18 protein-coding genes are annotated in these 18,562 nt (G+C 72.8%); 10 read left to right on the forward strand and 8 right to left on the reverse strand.

The features are described 5' to 3' along the window. Nucleotides 1-45 precede the first annotated feature (45 nt). From OHA91_RS31670 to OHA91_RS31680, 3 genes are all read right to left on the reverse strand, one after another. On the reverse strand, nt 46-1,071 hold the full coding sequence (locus tag OHA91_RS31670; protein WP_030765248.1) for a 6-phosphofructokinase: 1,026 nt from the start codon (nt 1,069-1,071) through the stop codon (nt 46-48). A 215-nt stretch (nt 1,072-1,286) separates the two neighbouring features. Beyond that, on the reverse strand, nt 1,287-2,015 hold the full coding sequence (locus tag OHA91_RS31675) for a type 1 glutamine amidotransferase (protein ID WP_030841891.1): 729 nt from the start codon (nt 2,013-2,015) through the stop codon (nt 1,287-1,289). A gap of 28 nt (nt 2,016-2,043) precedes the next feature. Next, nucleotides 2,044-3,282, reverse strand: coding sequence for a MurT ligase domain-containing protein (locus OHA91_RS31680; RefSeq protein ID WP_030029096.1), 1,239 nt, complete (start codon nt 3,280-3,282; stop codon nt 2,044-2,046). A gap of 124 nt (nt 3,283-3,406) precedes the next feature. On the opposite strand from OHA91_RS31680, the gene def reads away from it, so the two are divergent. Next, nucleotides 3,407-3,961 (forward strand): peptide deformylase, encoded by a 555-nt coding sequence (gene def / locus OHA91_RS31685; protein WP_328740473.1) that lies wholly within the window; start codon nt 3,407-3,409, stop codon nt 3,959-3,961. A 160-nt stretch (nt 3,962-4,121) separates the two neighbouring features. Here the strand turns inward: def and OHA91_RS31690 are convergent, their stop codons facing one another. Next, a complete protein-coding gene (locus OHA91_RS31690) occupies nt 4,122-4,766 on the reverse strand; it encodes a TetR family transcriptional regulator (protein WP_031150057.1) in 645 nt (214 codons plus the stop codon). Nucleotides 4,767-4,980: 214 nt separating this feature from the next. Here OHA91_RS31690 and OHA91_RS31695 point away from each other — a divergent pair, with 214 nt between their 5' ends. Beyond that, nucleotides 4,981-6,210, forward strand: coding sequence for an acyl-CoA dehydrogenase family protein (locus OHA91_RS31695; RefSeq protein WP_031150059.1), 1,230 nt, complete (start codon nt 4,981-4,983; stop codon nt 6,208-6,210). Between the two features lie 178 nt (nt 6,211-6,388). Here the strand turns inward: OHA91_RS31695 and OHA91_RS31700 are convergent, their stop codons facing one another. After that, nucleotides 6,389-7,114 (reverse strand): LppU/SCO3897 family protein, encoded by a 726-nt coding sequence (locus OHA91_RS31700; protein WP_328740474.1) that lies wholly within the window; start codon nt 7,112-7,114, stop codon nt 6,389-6,391. A gap of 65 nt (nt 7,115-7,179) precedes the next feature. Next, nucleotides 7,180-7,617, reverse strand: coding sequence for an SRPBCC family protein (locus tag OHA91_RS31705; protein ID WP_328740475.1), 438 nt, complete (start codon nt 7,615-7,617; stop codon nt 7,180-7,182). 156 nt (nt 7,618-7,773) lie between these two features. On the opposite strand from OHA91_RS31705, the gene OHA91_RS31710 reads away from it, so the two are divergent. Continuing rightward, complete coding sequence (locus OHA91_RS31710) at nt 7,774-7,959, forward strand: DUF5999 family protein (protein WP_031150066.1); 186 nt, start codon at nt 7,774-7,776, stop codon at nt 7,957-7,959. A 152-nt stretch (nt 7,960-8,111) separates the two neighbouring features. On the opposite strand, the gene OHA91_RS31715 is transcribed toward OHA91_RS31710, so the two are convergent. Both OHA91_RS31715 and OHA91_RS31720 read right to left on the reverse strand, forming a co-directional pair. Then, complete coding sequence (locus tag OHA91_RS31715; protein WP_328740476.1) at nt 8,112-10,208, reverse strand: ATP-binding protein; 2,097 nt, start codon at nt 10,206-10,208, stop codon at nt 8,112-8,114. 64 nt (nt 10,209-10,272) lie between these two features. Further along, complete coding sequence (locus tag OHA91_RS31720) at nt 10,273-11,229, reverse strand: fibronectin type III domain-containing protein (RefSeq protein WP_328740477.1); 957 nt, start codon at nt 11,227-11,229, stop codon at nt 10,273-10,275. 180 nt (nt 11,230-11,409) lie between these two features. Between OHA91_RS31720 and OHA91_RS31725 the strand changes: the two genes are divergently transcribed. The 7 genes from OHA91_RS31725 (at nt 11,410) to OHA91_RS31755 (ending at nt 18,533) form a co-directional block, all read left to right on the forward strand. After that, nucleotides 11,410-13,008, forward strand: a complete 1,599-nt coding sequence (locus OHA91_RS31725) for an ABC transporter substrate-binding protein (RefSeq protein ID WP_328740478.1) — start codon at nt 11,410-11,412, stop codon at nt 13,006-13,008. A gap of 46 nt (nt 13,009-13,054) precedes the next feature. Continuing rightward, nucleotides 13,055-14,020, forward strand: coding sequence for an ABC transporter permease (locus OHA91_RS31730; RefSeq protein ID WP_031150074.1), 966 nt, complete (start codon nt 13,055-13,057; stop codon nt 14,018-14,020). Beyond that, complete coding sequence (locus OHA91_RS31735; RefSeq protein WP_266503369.1) at nt 14,013-14,888, forward strand: ABC transporter permease; 876 nt, start codon at nt 14,013-14,015, stop codon at nt 14,886-14,888. Before OHA91_RS31730 ends, OHA91_RS31735 begins: the two co-directional genes overlap by 8 nt. Further along, entirely contained in the window at nt 14,885-15,889 is a 1,005-nt protein-coding gene (locus OHA91_RS31740) for an ABC transporter ATP-binding protein (RefSeq protein ID WP_408059196.1), read from the forward strand. The genes OHA91_RS31735 and OHA91_RS31740 overlap by 4 nt, the downstream gene beginning before the upstream one ends. Further along, nucleotides 15,882-16,595: an ABC transporter ATP-binding protein gene (locus tag OHA91_RS31745; RefSeq protein ID WP_328740479.1), complete on the forward strand. Its 714-nt coding sequence runs from the start codon at nt 15,882-15,884 to the stop codon at nt 16,593-16,595. The genes OHA91_RS31740 and OHA91_RS31745 overlap by 8 nt, the downstream gene beginning before the upstream one ends. Before the next feature lie 44 nt (nt 16,596-16,639). Further along, complete coding sequence (locus OHA91_RS31750) at nt 16,640-16,834, forward strand: hypothetical protein (protein WP_328740480.1); 195 nt, start codon at nt 16,640-16,642, stop codon at nt 16,832-16,834. Nucleotides 16,835-16,964: 130 nt separating this feature from the next. Next, nucleotides 16,965-18,533 (forward strand): hypothetical protein, encoded by a 1,569-nt coding sequence (locus OHA91_RS31755; protein WP_328740481.1) that lies wholly within the window; start codon nt 16,965-16,967, stop codon nt 18,531-18,533. Nucleotides 18,534-18,562 lie beyond the last annotated feature (29 nt).

The following is an 18,562-nucleotide window of genomic DNA, read 5'->3' on the forward strand; positions in this document are numbered from 1 at the left end:
GGCGGTCTGTCACAAAAGGGACGTCGGGGGGCGGCGGGAGAACCGTCAGAGAACGGTCTGCGCCTCGTCGTAGCGCTCGGCCGGGACGGTCTTCAGGGTCGAGGTCGCCTCGGCGAGCGGCACCATCTCGATGTCCGTGCCGCGCAGCGCGGTCAGCATGCCGAACTCGCCCCGGTGCGCCGCCTCCACCGCGTGCCACCCGAAGCGGGTCGCGAGGACGCGGTCGTACGCGGTGGGCGTGCCGCCGCGCTGGACGTGGCCCAGGATCACCGGCCGGGCCTCCTTGCCCAGGCGGTTCTCCAGCTCGACGGCCAGTAGGTTGCCGATGCCGGCGAAGCGCTCGTGGCCGTAGATGTCCTTGCCGCGCTCCTCGAAGGCCATCGAGCCGGGCTTCGGCTTGGCTCCCTCGGCGACCACGACGATCGCGAACCGCTTGCCGGCGGAGAAGCGCTCGCCGACGATCGCCGTCAGCTCGTCGATGTCGAAGGGGCGTTCCGGTACGACGATCGCGTGCGCGCCGGCGGCCATGCCCGAGTGCAGGGCGATCCAGCCGGTGTGGCGGCCCATGACCTCGACGACCATCACGCGCTGGTGGGACTCGGCGGTGGTCTTCAGCCGGTCCAGCGCCTCCGTGGCGACCCCGACGGCGGTGTCGAAGCCGAAGGTGACGTCGGTGGAGGCGATGTCGTTGTCGATGGTCTTCGGGACGCCGACGATCGGCAGACCGGCCTGCGAGAGCAGGTTCGCGGCCTTAAGGGTGCCCTCGCCGCCGATCGGGATGATCGCGTCGAGGCCGAGGTCGGCGACGTGCCCGCGGGCGCGCTCGACGCCGTCGCGCAGGTGCGCGGGCTGGACCCGGGAGGAGCCGAGGATGGTGCCGCCGCGGGCGAGGATGCCGGCGACGGCATCGAGGTCGAGCTTGCGGTAGTCCGCTTCCAGCAGGCCCTTCCAGCCGTCGTGGAAGCCGATCACCTCGTCGCCGTGGTCGACGACGGCACGGTGTACGACGGAGCGGATGACGGCGTTGAGGCCGGGGCAGTCGCCACCGGAAGTGAGCACACCTATGCGCATGGCAGAAGAGACCTTTGCAACGTGGGCCGGCGACCGGACCACGTCGTCCGGTTGGAACTACGGCCACCCTACAAGCGGTTTAGCAGTGCACTGAACCATCCTCCACATGCTGGTCGCACTCCTCGTACAAAACGACGTCGGCCCGGTTCCCCCAAGGGAAAACCGGGCCGAACACATGATGCGGGGGTCGCCCTGATGAGCGGTTCGCGCGGGTGCTAAGCGGGCTGCGTCGCGGCCGCGATGCGCTCCGCGCGCAGCGCCTCGTACCACCGGTCGTCTATGGCAGGCAGCGCGTTCACGTCGAGGGCCAGCTTCAGCAGCAGGTCCGCGATCTGCGGGTTGCGCGCCATCACGGGACCGTGCATGTAGGTGCCGAACACCGTGTCGTTGTACGCGCCTTCGGTGCCGTCGCCGGTGCCGTTGCCGCGGCCCATCGTCACCCGGGCGAACGGCTTGGCCGTCGGGCCGAGGTGGGTGACGCCCTGGTGGTTTTCGAAGCCCGTCAGCTGCGGCAGGCCCAGGCGCGGGTCGATGTCGGCGAGGACGTCGCCGACGCACCGCTCGCCCTCACCGCGCAGGGTGACGACGTCCAGCAGACCGAGGCCCTCCTGGCGCTGGCCCTGGTCGTTGACGAACTCCTTGCCGAGGATCTGGTAGCCGGCGCAGACGGAGAAGACGATCGCCCCGTTCGAGACGGCACGCTCCAGACCGCCGTCGCGCAGCAGCCGCTCCGCGGCCAGGCGCTGCGGACGGTCCTCGCCGCCGCCGATCAGGTAGATGTCGCCCGAGGTGGGGATGGGCTGGTCGCTGCGCACGTCCACGCGCTGCACGTCCAGGCCGCGCTGGCGGGCCCGGCGCTCCACGACGAGGGCGTTGCCCTGGTCTCCGTACGTGCTGAGCAGGTCGGGGTAGACCCACACCAGACGCAGGCTGTTGTCGCTCATGCTCTTGTGTCCTCTGGGGGTATGAGTACTAGTTGCCGACGCGGCGGCGCACGTCCTGGAAGGCGGTGTAGTTGGCGATCAGCTCGATCTGTCCGGGCGGCGCGAGCTGCACGGCCTCGTCGAGGGTCTCGCACACCCGGAAGTCCAGGCCCGCGACCTCGAGGCGGACTGCGAGGTCCAGCTTGCGGTCGCCGATCACGAAGATCGGGTGGCCGGCCAGGCGCGGGTAGTCGACGTCCCACAGCCAGGAGGTGTCGGTCCCGTCGGCGCCGCGCGCGTTCACGGAGAGGATCACCGGCGTCGGCGGCGGGTCGATCAGCGAAAACGTTTCGAGCCAGCCCGCGGGGTTCTTCGCGAGCAGGAGGCGCAGTTCGCGGCCCTGGAAGTTGACCACGTCGTAGCGGCCGGCGACGGCCTGCACCTGGTACATCCGCTCCAGCGCGACCTGCGGCGGGACGCCGAAGACGGCGGCCACGGCGGCCGAGGTGGCGGCGTTGGCCTTGTTGGCGCGGCCGGGCAGCTGGAGGTGGATCGGCCAGGCCGAGCCGTGCGGGTCCAGCACGTGGTCGCCGGAGAGCACCCAGGTCGGGGTCGGGCGCCGGAAGCCGCACTCGCCGCAGAACCAGTCGTCGCCGGGGCGCTGCATGACACCGCCGCAGGAGGGGCACGACCAGGCGTCGTCCTTCCACTCCTGGCCGGCCGCGACCCACACCACGTTCTGCGAGGAGGAGGCGGACCAGACGATCAACGGGTCGTCGCAGTTGGCGACGATGACCGCCTTGGAGCCCTGGAGGCCCTCGCGCCACTTCTCCGCGAGCATGCGGGTCTCGGCGGCGCGGTCCAGCTGGTCGCGGGAGAGGTTGAGCAGGGCGATCACCTTGGGGGTGACGTCCCGGGCCACTCCGGCCAGGTACTTCTCGTCGACCTCGATGACGCCGTACTTGGCGTCCGAGCCGCCGGCGAGCGCCGAGGTGATGCCCGCCGGCATGTTGGCGCCGAGGGCGTTGGAGACGACCGGACCGCTGGCCCGCAGGGCCTCGGCGATCAGCCGGGTCGTCGTGGTCTTGCCGTTCGTCGCGGAGACGAGGACGACGTCGAGGTGTTGCGCCAGCGCGCCGAGAAGATCGGGGTCGAGCCTGAGTGCGACCTTGCCGCCGATCACCGATCCGCTTCCGCGTCCCGCGGCCCGCGACACCGCCGCCGCGGCCTTGCCCGCCGTCACGGCCAGCTTGGCCCGCGGCGAAAGCGGCTCCGTGTTGCCTGCCATCGTCCCTTGTCCTCCTAGCGTCGGTCGGCCCCAGCCTATCCAGTACCTGCCGCAGCCTTGACCGCGGCGCCCCCCGCCCCGCCGCGGATCTCCTCATATAGTCGCCCGTCGTAGGCTTGACGCCATGCGACAGCGCCTGATCCCCGGTACCACCGGTCTCGTCCGCACCATGAGCCTGCTGGGTGATCCGGTGCTCCACTCGCCCTGCCCGGAGGTCACCGAATTCGGCCCGGCCCTCGACCGGCTGATCGAGGACATGTTCGCGACGATGTACGCCGCCGAGGGGGTCGGCCTCGCCGCGAACCAGATCGGTGTCGCCCAGCGGGTGTTCGTCTACGACTGTCCCGATGACGAAGACGTACGGCACGTCGGGCACATCGTCAACCCGCGTCTGGTGACGGCCGACGGGGACGAGTTCCTCGGGCCGGAGGGCTGCCTGTCCCTGCCGGGGCTGGAGGCGGGCACGGCGCGCTTCGACCACGCGGTCGTGGAGGGGGTCACCTCGGACGGGGCTCCCGTGCGGATCTCCGGTACGGGGTTCTTCGCGCGGTGCCTGCAGCACGAGTGCGACCACCTCGACGGGACCGTGTACGCGGACCGCGTGACGGGGATGCGGGCCCGTCGCCTGCGGCGGGCGATCGCGAAGACCTCCTGGGGAGCCGGGGCGCTGCGCGGCTAGGCCGTCTCTTCCGGGGGCGGCCCCGTTGCCCGTCCGGCTGCGCCGGGCGATCCGGCCCCGCCGGCGTTCGAGGCGCCGGTCCGGGCGGAGCCGGGTTCCCTGGTGCGCCGCCCAAGCCCCGCCCGGACCCGCGCCTCGGACGCCGCCGGGGCTGAAGTCGTCAGAAGCCCGGGCCGTCCTCGCGGTTGCCGGCGGTGGCGAGGCGGCCCCAGAGGAGGTCGGTGAGGGCCGCGACCAGGTCCGCGCGGTCGCAGGGGCGTTCGCCCAGCCACCAGTCGCCGGCCGCGTGCATCATGCCGACGATGCCGTGGCCCCAGACCCGGGCCAGCCGCTCGCCGTCGGAACCGAGGTCCACCCGCTCGCTGATCACCTGGGCCAGTTCCTCGCCGAGCCTGCGCAGCAGCGGCGCCGAGTGCAGGCCGACGTCGAAGCCCCGTTCGGCGGTGTGGGAGTCCTCCGCCGGGTGCATCAGAAAGCGGTACACCTGCGGGCGGGCCTCGATGGCGGCCAGGTAGGTGTCGAGGGTCGCCTCAACCCGCCGACGGCGTTCCGCGGGGGCGTCGAGCGCGGCCCGCAGCGAGTCGAGCAGGGCATCGGTGTGCCGGACGGCGAGCGCCTGGTAGAGGCCCGCCTTGTCCCCGAAGTGCCGGTAGAGGATGGGCTTGGTGATGCCGGCCTCGGCCGCGATGGCGTTCATGGAGGCCTTCGGGCCGTCCCTGAGTACGACCCGGTCGGCGGCTTCGAGCAGCTCCCGCCGGCGGCGTTCGGCCGCTCCCGGTTCGCCGGTCTGCTGCGTGGTCTCCATGACGTGTTCTCTCCCCGCCCTTGCGATGTGCGTGACGCACACGCAACGTAACACCCGAGGCACCCCGGCGATCGAATCGGCGGACACGGACTGCGGGCCGGCGGCGGCATTGCTCGTGCTTGACAGTGCTTACTCGCCGGTAACAGACTGTGGCCCCCACGTAGGTTACCGCTAGTAACCTCCGGAGCGACGAGTGCGGACAGGTGGAGGGAACATGGCGGAGTTCACCATGGAGCTGAACGACGACCAGAAGCAGGTGCGGGACTGGATCCACGGCTTCGCGGCCGACGTGATGCGACCCGCCGCCGCGGAATGGGACGAGCGCGAAGAGACTCCGTGGCCCGTCATCCAGGAGGCCGCCAAGGTCGGCATCTACTCGCTGGACTTCTACGCCCAGCAGTTCTTCGACCCGACCGGACTCGGCATCCCGATGGCCATGGAGGAGCTCTTCTGGGGCGATGCCGGGATCGCGCTGTCCATCGTCGGCACCGGGCTCGCGGCGATCGGCGTCGTGGCCAACGGCACCGAGGAGCAGATCGGCACCTGGATCCCCCAGATGTACGGCACCCCCGACGACGTGAAGGTCGCCGCCTTCTGCTCCTCCGAGCCGGACGCCGGCTCGGACGTCGGCTCGATGCGCACCCGCGCGGTCTACGACCAGGCCAAGGACGAGTGGGTGCTCAACGGCACCAAGACCTGGGCCACCAACGGCGGTATCGCCAACGTCCACATCGTTGTGGCCGTCGTCGACCCGGCGCTCGGCACCAAGGGCCACGCGTCCTTCATCGTGCCGCCGGGCACGCCCGGCCTGTCCCAGGGCCAGAAGTTCAAGAAGCACGGCATCCGCGCCTCCCACACCGCCGAGGTGGTCCTGGAGGACGTACGGATCCCCGGCAACTGCCTGCTCGGCGGCAAGGAGAAGCTGGACGAGCGCCTCGCCCGGGCCCACGAGCGCGCCCGCAGCGGCGGGGGCGAGCGGGTCAAGAACGCGGCCATGGCCACCTTCGAGGCCTCCCGCCCGGCCGTCGGCGCGATGGCCGTGGGCACCGCGCGCGCCGCGTACGAGGTCGCCCTCGACTACGCGAAGACCCGCACGCAGTTCGGCCGCCCGATCATCGACAACCAGGGCGTGGCCTTCCAGCTCGCCGACATGCGCACGCAGATCGACGCCGCCCGGCTGCTGGTGTGGCGGGCATCGTGGATGGCGGTCGCGGGACGGCCGTTCGAATCGGCCGAGGGCTCGATGTCCAAGCTCTTCGCGAGCGAAGTGTCCAAGAAGGTCACCGCCCAGGCCGTCCAGATCCTCGGCGGCAACGGCTACACCCGCGAGTACCCGGTCGAGCGGATGCACCGGGACAGCGCGATCTACACCATCTTCGAGGGCACCAGCGAGATCCAGCGGCTGGTGATCGCGCGCACGATCTCCGGCATGCCGATCCGTTAGCGCGGGGCCGGACGGGTTCGGCGGGGCGCGGCTCGGGTGCGTCCCCGGGGTGCGTGCGCCCTGAGGCCAGGGTGCGGGGTGCCGCCCGGTGCCCCGCAGGCCCGCCGCGCAGTGCCGGCCTGCGGGTCCGCGTGCCGACGGGCCGTGGGAATGCCGGTCCGCCGGCGCGGCCCGGGCCTCAGCGCACCCGGGCGAGGCAGCCCGTGGTCGTGCCGCCTGGGCCGTACTCGGGGTAGGCGTAGAGCTCGCCGTCCGCGCAGGTGGTACCGGGACCGAGGTGGCGGGTGACGCGGTACTCCGCGTTCGGTGAGTCGCAGGGCTCCACGAGCAGCGTCTGGCCGGAGCCCTTGGCCACGTCGCGCACGCACTGCCCGACGCTCAGCCTCGTCGGCTCGTCGTCACCGACCACCAGGCCCAGTACGAGGAGCGCGGGGATCGCGAGGGCGACGAGCGCGATCGGCACGAGGACGAGCAGCGCCGGCGCACGGCTCCACAGCGGCCTGCCCGGGTCGAGCGCCGGGCGGAAGCCGCCGGACGGGGGAGCGAGCCTGCGGAAGGCCGCCCGCGGGCCGAGGTTCATGAGCAGGGTCACGGGGGTGATGAAGAAGGACAGCGGGCTCCACCAGCCCTGCCAAAGGGTGTCCGACGACATGCCGCGATAGGTGGCGAGCCCGCAGTCCCGGCAGAACGGGCCCCGGCGGCTCAGGAACCGCGCCAGCACGATCAGGCCCTGGTGGCCCCGTACGGTGGCGGGTGCGGCCGGCCAGGCCCCGCACACGCTGCAGCCGTAGCGCCCCGGCTGCGGGTGGGCGCCGTACGCGCCGTACGGCTGCTGCGGGCCCGTGAACACGGGGCCGCCGTACGGGCCGGGCCCCTGCGGCTGCGGCGGTGGCGGAGTGGCCACGGATCTTCTCCTCTTGCTGTGCCGTGATCACCGGCGCGGTGATCACGGCACAGTAGCCCGCACCGTCAGCCGGCCAGCAGCCGGGCGATGGCGCGGCCGAAGAGGAGCCGGCCGGCCGCCGCCACCGCGGGATCCAGGGCGCGGGGGAGTCCGCGCAGACGCAGCTCCTCGCGCCAGTGGACCTCCGAGCCGCCCGCGGGAAGGGGGCGGATCTCGATCTCCGCCCAGCCCGTCACCGACCGGCCGCGCTTCTCCAGCCGGACGAGCCCCGGCGAGTCCGCCGCGGGCGGCCGCCAGACCACGACCTCCATCCGGTCGTCGAATGTGATCCTGCCCACACCCGTGCGGGCCGTGAAGATCGTTCCCGCGTGCGTCGGGGGCTCGGTCTCGATGATCGTCCGCGTGAGGGGGACCTGCGCCCCGTGGCGCTCCCAGTCCGTGAGCCTGGACCACGCCTCGCCGGTCGGCGCGGGCGTGCGGTGAACGATCCGGATAACGGGCATGAGCGCATGGTAATCGGGCATACACACCGTGAACTGGACGGCGAATATGGGTTCCGTCCGGGGGTGGCGATCAGTAATACTCGCCGCCACCGTGGATCGCGGATTCGACCGGGTGACCACCGGCCCTCCCGCCCCACTTCGCGAGGAGGTGCGCCAATGTGCTCCCACCAGCCCCCCTGCCCAGCCGCCGACAGCGCCGACCACGACGCCGCCAGCATTGTGGCCTCCCACCCCGAACAGGGATGGAGCCTGCTGTGCAACGGAGTTGTGATCTTCGACGACACCGGTGAACTGCTCCCCGACAGCCGCGCGGTCGAACCCCGCCGCCCGGCCCTGGTCTGAGCGAGGAGGCAGCATGCGCCAGCAGCTGATCCGAAAGCCCGTCCCCAAGCCCGCCCCCCGAGACCTGGACCTGCGCACACCGTCGGGCAGACCCCTCCCGTACTGACGGGAGCCCCGATGCGGTTACGCAGCGCGCCGTCCGCGGGCTGGGTTCAGCCCGTGGACGCCGCCGCCCCGCCCCGGAACGCCGCCTCGAAGGCCGCGTCTCCGATCGCCGCCCGCGCCTGCCGTTCGCCCTGGTCCCGTACGGCCGTCAGCGAGGGCGAGCCCATCTGCGGCCGGCCCACGGTCCGCCACCACGCGTGCCCGGTGCCCAGCAGGCGTGCCGCCAGCTCGCCGTCGCCCAGCCCGGCCACCGCCGCGGCCAACAGGTCCAGGCCCAGTGCGATGCCCAGCCGGTCTCCGAGGAGCCGTTTCCCGGAGAGCATGGCCCGTACGTGGCGTGCGGCCTCCCCGTGGTCGCCCATGCCCAGCGCGGCCACCGCCAGGATGTAGTCCGCGTACGCCCGCATCCAGCGCTCGCCCAGCTCCGCGCAGGCCTCCCGCAGTGACCGCGCCTCCTCGGTCGCGTCCTCGAAGCGCCCCAGGGCGCACAGGGAGTAGCTGGTGGTCAGCTTGCACAGCAGCCAGCCCGGTCCGGTGGTCCGCCCGCCGTGGGCGGCCCGGGCCCGCGGGCCGGCCAGCTCCAGGGCCCGTACCGGGTCGCCCGGCATCAGGACCGACGCCGCGTGCAGGTAGGCGGCGCGCAGTTCCCGCTCGGGGTCCGCCAGGTGGGCCGCGTTCCGCGCGCACTCCTCGCCGAGGCGCCGGGCCTCGTCCATGTCTCCCTGGAGCAGCATCGTCAGCCCGAGGGCCCACAGGGCCTGGTTGTACGCGAGCTCCGTGCGCGGGGCGAGCCGCAGGGCCCGCTCCAGGAACGCCCGGCCCTCGTGCACGTGCCCGCACGCGAACCAGTAGAACCACAGCGCCCCGGCCATCTCCAGCGCCGCCGTCGGGTCGGCGGTGAGCAGGTGCTCCAGGGCGGTGCGCAGCTGCGCGTGCTCGGCGGTGATCCTGCGGTACCAGTCCACCTGCCCCGGGGCCATCCAGCCCCGGTCGGCGGCGTGCGAGAGCGCCGCGTACCAGTGGGCGTGCCGGTCGGCGACCAGTTGCGCCTCGCTGAGTTCGCCCAGCCAGTCGTGCCCGTACTCGCGGATCGTGTCCAGCAGGCGGTAGCGGGCGCCGGCGCCGCGCTCCTCGGTGCGCAGGACCACGGACTTGGCGGCGAGGCCGGCCAGTACGCGTTCCACCCGGGCTGCGGGCAGCGGGCCGCCCGCGCACACGGCGCGCGCCGCGGCGATGTCGAAGTCGCCGGTGAACACCGAGAGCCGGGCCCACAGCAGCCGTTCCAGCGGCTCGCACAGCTCGTGGCTCCAGCCGATCGTGGTCCGCATCGTCTGGTGCCGGGGCGGCCGCGGGACGCGGACGTCCGAGAGCATCTCGAAGCGCTCGCCGATCCGCTCGGCCATCTGCTCGACCGTCCACAACCGCAGCCGGGCGCCCGCGAGTTCCAGTGCGAGGGGGATCCCGTCCAGACGCCGGCACACCTCGGCGGCGACCGCGGTCCGCTCCGGGTCGGCGAATACGGCCGCGGCGCGCGGGCTCGCGGCGAGGGCGCGGGCGCGGAAGAGGGTCAGGGCGTCACTGGCGGGACCTTCGCAGGGCAGCGGGCGGATCTCGACGACCTCCTCGATCGCGCTGCGCAGCGGCTCCCGCGAGGTGATCAGGATGGTCAACCCGGGTGCGGACTGCAGGAGTTCGCCCGCCAGGTGCCGGCAGTCGGGGACCAGGTGCTCACAGGTGTCCAGGACGAGCAGGAGCTCCCTGTCGGCCATCCACGCGCACAGCTCCTCGTCGAGCGGGCGCGGGGAGTGGTCGGCGAGGCCGACGGCGTGCGCGACGGTCGCGGTCAGCAGGGTGGGATCGCGCAGCGGTGACAACTCGACCCACCAGACGCCGTCGCGGCGGGCCTGGCCGGCGTCGGCGACCGCGCGCAGGGCGAGCCGCGACTTGCCGACGCCTCCCACCCCGGTCAGGGTGATCAGTCTCCGCTCGCGCAACAGCCTTCCGAGCAGGTGCAGTTCGGGCTCCCTGCCGATGAAGCTCGCGGGCTCCTGCGGCAGGTTTCCCGGTGGTGTCCCGGCGCCCGGCTCGGGGACGCCGTCCGCGGAATCTGGCTGATTGTCATTGACCGAGTACTCACCGAACACGGGAGTATTGTGCGTGATCTTCTTATCCCACCGTGCCGTTAAGGCCGGATCGGGTGCCCCCGGTTCACGCGACGAGCGTGATCCGCCGCTCCGCGGAGAAGGCTCCCCAGTTGCCGTCGGGGAGCCTGGCCCGCAGTTTCACGGCCCATTGGGTGCCGGTGGGTTCGGCCACCGTGAGGCGGTGTTCCACCCGGCCGGCGGGCACCGAGCCCGCACCGAACTGGATGACGGTCGTGGGACGTCCGTTGACGTACAGCTCGTACTCGGCGGTGGGGCGGCCGGTGTCGGGGGCGGTCCAGGTGAGGGTGACGGCGCCCGGTGAGGCGGCCGCGGTGAGATCGGCGGGGGCGGTGCCCGGCCCGTCGCCGGAGGCGGGCGGCGTGCTCACGTCCACGGACGGGCCGTCGGGGGAGGAGTTGTCGGCGCCGTCGCGGGCCCGGACCGTGAAGGTGTAGACCGTGTCGGGTCGCAGGCCGGTCAGCGTGGTCCCGCTGTCGCCGGGGCCGGCCGTGTGGATGCGTACGCCGCCCTGGTGGACGTCGTACGCCGTGACGCCCGTGTCGTCCGTCGAGGGGGTCCACGACACCCGGGCGGACCGGGGTCCGGTCGCGGCCGCGGTGGTGGTGGCGGGGGCGGTGGGCGCCGTACGGTCCTCGGACTTGGCGGCCGGGGTGGTCACGAGCGCGGCCGGAGCGGCTTCGGAGAGGTTCCCGGCGGCGTCCCGGGCCCGCACCGTGAAGGAGTAGCCGGTCTGCGGGGCGAGGCCGGTGACGTCCACCATGGTCTTCTCGGCCGGGAGTTCCCGCACCGGCCTTTCGCCCTCGAAGACCTGATAGTGCGTCACCCCGTCCCGCTCCGCGGCCGCGTTCCACATGACGTGCACGGAGGTGGCGCTGCCGGCCTGGGCGGTGAGTCCGGTGGGGGCGGACGGCGGCTCGGTGTCGGGGGCGGTGCATGCGGTGAGGCCCGCGAGGCCCGTGAGGATCAGGAAGAGGGCGAGCGTGGGGGCGCTGCGTCGCACGGGGTGCCTTCCTCGGCTTCCGTAAAGGTCTAGACATATATGGCACGGGAGGCGGGAGGGCGACAAGACCCGTGCGTCACTGACCGGCGATGTGACCCGATTCGTCGACTTCTGATCACGTCTGGCATTATTGCCAGCTCTTTGCAATAACGGATGAACGTGAACAGGGATGTGCACAGCATGACGGCCCGGACAGTACGGGGAGCGGCCAGGGCGACACTGGCCGCCGCACTCATCACGGGCGTGGCGGCCTGCTCCACCCCCGGAGCCGGGGCCGGCGGCGCGGCCGGCGCTGACTCGGTCGTGGTCGGCATAGCCACCGAGCCGGAGAGCCTCAGCCCGCTGCTGGGTTACGGCAAGGACGGCAACTCCAAGATCTTCGACGGTCTGCTCACGCACGACGCGGACATGAAGCTGAAGCCCGCCCTGGCCGAGTCCCTCCCGGAGGTCTCCGAGGACGGGCGCACCTACTCCTTCACGCTGCGCCGGGGCGTCACGTTCAGCGACGGGGCGCCGTTCTCCGCCAAGGACGTCGTCTTCACCTACCGGACGATCCTCGCCGCGGGGACGAACAACGCCTCCAAGACCGAGCTGGACGCGATCGAGGGCGTCGAGGCGAAGGGCGAGGACACCGTCGTCTTCACCCTGAAGTACCCCTACGCGCCCTTCGCCGAGCGGACCGTGCTGCCCATCGCTCCCGAGCACATAGCGGGCAGGCAGGACGTCAACAGCGGCGACTTCACCACACGGCCCATCGGTACCGGCCCCTACGTGCTCGTCGGCTGGTCCAAGGGCGAGAAGCTCAGCTTCAAGGCCAACCCCGGCTACTGGGGCGGCGAGCCCGCCGTCAAGAAGTTCACCATGGCCGTGATCAAGGACGACGACGTACGCGCCACCCGGCTGCGCTCCGGCGAGCTGGACGGCGCCATCCTGCCGCCGAACCTCGCCGAGGGCTTCGCGAAGGACACCACGCGCCGGACCTACGCCGCCAAGACCTTCGACTACCGCAACGTGACCCTCCCGACGCACCACAAGGTCACCGGCGACCTCGCCGTCCGCCGCGCACTGGACGTCGCCGTGGACCGCACGGCCATGGTCGACAAGCTGCTCGAGGGCGCGGGCAAGCCCGCCTTCGGCCCGGTGCCCACCGACAGCCCGTGGTTCACGGCCGGCACCGAGCGCCGCCACGACCTCGAAGGGGCCCGCAAGATCCTCGACGACGCCGGCTGGAAGGCGGGCGAGGACGGGATCCGCACCAAGGACGGGGTGCGCGCATCCTTCCCGCTCTGGTACACCTCCGGCGACAAGATCCGCCAGGACCACGCCCTCGCCTTCGCCTCCGACGCGAAGAAGGCCGGCATCGAGGTCAGGACCGAGGCCGGCACCTGGGAGGTCATCGAACCCCGGATGAAGACCGAGGCCGTCCTCGCGGGCGGCGGCTCACCGGCCGACCCGGACTTCGACCAGTACCTGCTGCTGACCTCCTCGCTCGGCGGCGACGGCTTCAACAACATGGCCTGGTACGACGATCCGGCCGTCGACACCGCCCTCGCCGAAGGGCGCCGCAGCGCCGACCCGGCAGCGCGCAAGGCCGCGTACGACACCGTGCAGCGCCGGCTCGCCGAGAACCCCGGCTACGTCTTCCTCACCCACATCGACCACCTCTACGTCGTGAACGACAAGTGGGACGGACTCGGCACCCAGGTGGAGCCGCACGACCACGGTCTCGGCGCCGGCCCCTGGTGGAACGTCGAGACCTGGAAGCCCCGGCAGAAGTGAGCCGCGCGCAGTGACCACCCGCTCCGTCCACCTCCCCTGGCGGCCGATGGCGCGCATGGCGGGGCGGCGGACCCTGTCCGCCGCCCCCGTCCTGCTCGCCGTCACCTTCGGCGTCTTCGCCATCGCCGCGATGTCCCCCTTCGACCCCGTCAAGGCCTACGCCGGCACCGCGGGGCTCACCGCCTCGCAGGCCGAACTCGACCAGCTGCGGACCAACCTCGGCGTCGACCAGCCGCTGGTCGCACGCTGGTGGGACTGGCTGACCTCGGCACTCACCGGAGACCTCGGCACCTCCACCGTCATGCGCCAGCCCGTCGCCGACGTCATCGCGGAGCGGGTGGGCTGGTCGGCACTGCTCGCCGCCTGCGCCTTCACCGTGGCCGTCCTCGCGGGCACCGCCCTCGGCGTGCTGGCCGCACGCCGGACGGGCGGCCCGCTGGACCGCGCCGTCTCCGCGCTCGCCTACACCCTGGAGGCCGCCCCCGCCTTCTGGCTGGCGCTGCTCGCCATCTGGTTCTTCTCGGTACGGCTCGGCGCGCTGCCGTCGGGCGGCCTCACCGACGCCGGCAGCGACACGGTCACCTTCGCGCAGGTCGCCTCCCACCTCGTGCTCCCCGCACTGGTGCTGGGCGTCTCCCAACTGCCGTGGTTCTTCCTGTACGTCCGCCAGGGCGTGGCCGACGCGCTCGGGGAGGACCCCGTACGGGGTGCCCGCGCACGGGGTCTGGCCGAGCGCAGGGTCCTGCTCGGCCATGCCCTGCGCTCCGGGATGCTGCCGATGCTGACGCTGATCGGCTCCCGGGTGCCCGAACTCATCACCGGCGCCCTGCTGGTGGAGACCGTCTTCAGCTGGCCCGGCATCGCCGCGGCGACCGTGCAGGCGGCCACCTCGGTCGACTTCCCGCTGCTGGCGGCACTGACGGTGCTGGCCACCGCGGCCGTACTCGCCGGCAACCTGCTCTCCGACCTGCTGTACGGGTTGGCCGACCCGAGGGTGGGCTTCGATGGCTGAGCCCCTCTGGCGCCCGCAGGGCCGCGCCCGGCGCACCACGCGCACCACGCGCACCCTGCGCGTCCGCGCCTCCGCCGCCGTCATGGCGGTCATCGTGCTGGCCGTCCTGGTCGTGCCCCCGCTGGTGCAGCTGGACCAGCAGGCGGTCGACCTTGCGGCGAAGCTGCAACCCCCCTCGTGGGCACACCCCTTCGGCACCGACGACGTCGGACGCGACCTGCTGCTGCGGTGCGTCTACGGACTGCGGGTCTCCCTGCTCGTCGGCCTGGTGGCCGCACTGGTCGCCACCGTGATCGGCACGGCGGTGGGCGCCGCCGCGGGCGCACTCGGCGGCTGGACCGACCGGGTCGCGATGCGGGTGGTGGACACCCTCTCCTCCATCCCGCACCTGCTCCTGGGCATCTTCATCGTGGCGGTGTTCCGGCCGGGGGTCTGGCCCGTCGTGGCCTCGGTCGCGGTCACCCACTGGCTCTCGACGGCCCGGATCGTCCGCGCCGAGGTCCTGTCCCTGCGCGGCCGGCCCTACGTGGACGCGGCCGTCTCCGGCGGAGCCTCGCGGTGGCGGGTCGCCGTACGGCACCTGGTGCCCGGCATCCTCCCGCAGGCCGGACTCGCCGCCGTGCTGATGATCCCGCACGCGATGTGGCACGAGTCCGCCCTGTCCTTCCTGGGCCTGGGGCTGCCGGCCCACCAGGCGAGCCTGGGCAACCTCGTGCAGAGCGCGCGCGGCTCGCTGCTCGCCGGGGACTGGTGGCCCACCCTCTTCCCCGGCCTCCTCCTGATCGTCCCGACCCTGGCCATCGCCGGCCTCGCGGGTGCCTGGCGCGAACGCCAGAACCCGCGCCGCCGCTCGGAGCTGACCCTGTGACCCCCTCGCTCCCCGTCCCCGCCACCGCCGCCACCGACGGAGCCGACGGCCGCCGCCCCGGCGGGGCCGGGCCCGTCCTGCGCGTCGAAGACCTCTCCGTCCGCTTCCGCATGCCCGCGGGCCGGTACGTGGAGGCCGTCACCGGCGCCACCTTCGCCCTGGCCCCCGGCGAGGCCCTCGCCCTCGTCGGCGAGAGCGGCTGCGGCAAGTCCGTACTCGCCTCCGCCCTCCTCGGCCTGCTCCCGGGCAACGCCGAGACCGCCGGATCGGCCCGCCTCGCCGACGGCCTCGACCTGCTCGCCGCCGACGAGCGCACCCTCGCCCGGACCGTACGCGGCCGGCGCGTCGCCCTGGTGCCGCAGAGCCCCGCCGCCCACCTCACCCCGGTGCGCACCATCCGCTCCCAACTGGAGGAGACGGTCCGGGAGCTGACCGGAATCCGTCCGCCCGCCCTGCGCGCGGCAGCGGAGGCGGCCGCCGGGCGCGCCGCCTTCCCCGCCTCCCACCTCGACCGCCACCCCCACGAGCTCTCGGGCGGCCTCGCCCAGCGCGCGGCCACCGCCCTCGCCCTCGTGGGCGACGCCCCGCTGCTCCTGGCCGACGAGCCGACCACCGGCCTCGACCGCGACCTCGTCCTGCGCACCGCCGACGAGCTGCGCGCCCACACCCGCGCCGACGGCCGGGCGCTGCTGCTGATCACGCACGACCTGGCCGCGGCCGAGCGGATCGCCGACACCGTTGCCGTCATGTACGCGGGGCGGATCGTCGAGACCGCCCCGGCCGGAGCCTTCTTCGGCAGCCCCGGGCCCCGCCACCCCTATGCCCGGGGCCTCCTCGACGCCCTCCCCGAACGCGCCTTCACCCCCGTTCCCGGGGCCCCGCCCGAGCTCGGCGCGCTCCCGCCCGGCTGCGCCTTCGCCCCCCGCTGCGCGGCCGCCGATCCGCTCTGCCGCACCCGGCGGCCCGCGCTCACCGAAGGGGTGGCCTGCCACCATGCTTGAGCTCAAGGACATCACCGCGGGCTACGACCGCCGCGCCCCCGCGGTCCGCGGCGCGCACCTGAGCCTGCACCCGGGGGAGTCCCTCGGCCTGCTCGGGCCGAGCGGCTGCGGCAAGTCCACCCTGGCCCGGGTCGCCGCCCTGCTCCACCGGCCCGACCGGGGGACCGTCACCCTCGACGGCCACGCCGTGACCGGCTTCGCCCACCGGGCCCCGCGCTCCCTGCGGACCGCGGTCGGCGTCGTCTTCCAGCAGCCGCGCCTCGCCGCCGACCCGCGCCTGCGGCTGCGCGACCTGGTCGCGGAACCCCTCCGCGCGACCGGCCGGCGTGCGGAAGCGGCGGCACGGGTGGCCGAGTTGGCGCGACGGGTGGGGCTCGGCGCGGACCTGCTCGCGCGCCGGCCCCACGAGGTCAGCGACGGTCAGCTGCAACGCGCCTGTCTGGCCAGGGCCTTGGCGCTGCGGCCGCGCTGGCTGGTCTGCGACGAGATGACCGCGATGCTGGACGCCTCCACCACGGCCGCCCTGGTCGCGGTCGTGGAGGACTACCGCGCCGAGACGGGGGCCGGACTGCTCGCGGTGGGCCACGACCCGGTGCTGCTGGAGCGCTGGTGCGGTCGCACGGCCCACTGGAACGAGATCGTCAAGGACCGACCGCCCGTCACGGACGGTCAACACCCGTACGGCGGACACGTCTTTCGCCCGTAAGCACCCCGTCCTGCGCCACCATGACGGTGACTCAGGAGGTCTCGATGGTGCTTTCCCTCTCCGTGGTCGTCCTGCTCCTCATCCTCGCCTGGATCTTCCTGCGCAGCGGCGGGCTGAAGTTCTCGCACGCCCTCGTCTGCGTACTCCTCGGCTTCTACCTCGCGAGCAGCAGCATGGCCGCGACCCTCCACGACGGCCTGACGGCCACCGCGAACGTGGTCTCCAGTCTCAATCCTTGATCGACTGTTGCGCCTTCGTGAATCATCCGGCGCATGCATGGACTCCTCCGGCACTGCGATCTAGCGTCTGGCGGCGGCGCGATGTCAGACGCAATGTCAACAGCACTGTTGCGACACGGAGGAAGTCCGGATGTTCCGAAGAGCGCTGAACTGCGCCGTAGTGCCCGTCGTGGCCGCCTTCACGGTGCTCCACGGCGGGTCCCAGGCCCGGGCCGAGGAGATACCCAAGGCGGCGCCGGGCCACCGGCTGATCACGCACTACGAGGGCGGCCCCGCGACCGCCGCTCCGCTGCCGGGCGAGGCCCCGCCGCAGCACCCGTACCTCGCGCCCAACGGCCGCAGCGGCATGCACTCCGACGCGGCCGGCAGCGCCACCTCGCCCTGGTCGGGGCCGCTCGGCAAGAACCTCCAGGTGACCAGCGAGAAGATCGCGGCCCTCGGCGGCGAATGCGCCACCGCCACCTTCGACTCGGGCGGCCGCCTCGTCACGGTGTGCGGCACCTTCTCGGGCTTCAAGGTCAAGCTCCTGGAGCCGCGTACGCTCGCCACGCTCGCGGAGTACCAGCTCCCGCAGCGCTCCTCGACCGTCGAGGCGATCACTTCGCTCGACTTCGCGAAGATCTTCAAGGACACCTCGGGCGGCGCCTACTTCTACCTGGACGACCAGGACCGCGCCGTCCTCGCAGACTCCCGCCAGCACGTGCTGCGCCTCGCGCACTCACAGAACCCCGACGGCAGCTGGAAGTTCACCGTCGACGACGACTGGGACCTCACCGGCCACGTCCCGCACGACTGCGTGACCTGGACCAACCTGTGGCCCAGCGGCACCTGCGACCCCGTCACCTCCGTGATGCCCGACTGGGAGGGCCGCATCTGGTGGGTGACCCGCCAGGGCCGGGTCGGCACCGTGGACCCGGCGACCTCGCAGATCCGCTCGGTGCGGCTGGAGGGCGAGGAGATCCAGAACTCCTTCTCCGTCGCCCAGGACGGCGTCTCCATCGTCTCCGACCACGCGCTGTACGGCTTCCGGGCCGCCGCCGACGGCACCCCCGAGGTGCAGTGGCGCCAGACCTACGACCGCGGGACCGGTACCAAGCCCGGCTCCGTCAACCAGGGTTCGGGCACCACACCCGACCTCTTCGGCGACGGCTACGTCGCCATCACCGACAACGCCGACGACCGGATGAACGTCCTCGTCTACCGGCGCGGCACGGACGTCGCCGCGGACCGGCGGCTGGTCTGCAAGGTGCCCGTCTTCGGCTCCGGCGCCTCGACCACCGACAACTCCCTGATCACATGGGGCAACAGCATCGTCGTCGAGAACAACTACGGCTACGAGAACCCCACCAGCCTGCTGCTGGGCAAGTCCGTCGTGGGCGGGGTGGCCCGCATCGACGTCCGCGCCGACGGCAGCGGCTGCGACACGGTGTGGGAGAGCGCCGTGCGCGCGCCGTCCGTGGTCCCGAAGCTCTCCACCGCGAACGGGCTGATCTACTTCTACGAGAAGGAGCCCAACGCCTGGGGGATCGACGGCTGGTACCTCACGGCCGTGGACTTCCGCACCGGTGAGCGGCGCTGGCGGCAGCTGACCGGCACCGGCCCGCTCTACGACAACAACTGGGCGCCCATCACGCTCGGCCCCGACGGCACCGCGTACGTCGGGGTCTTCAACGGCATCGTGGCGGTCCGCGACCGCTGACCCCGGCGGACCGCCGGCCTCCGCTCCGC

This window comes from Streptomyces erythrochromogenes (genome assembly GCF_036170895.1).
GTDB classification, from domain to species: domain Bacteria; phylum Actinomycetota; class Actinomycetes; order Streptomycetales; family Streptomycetaceae; genus Streptomyces; species Streptomyces erythrochromogenes.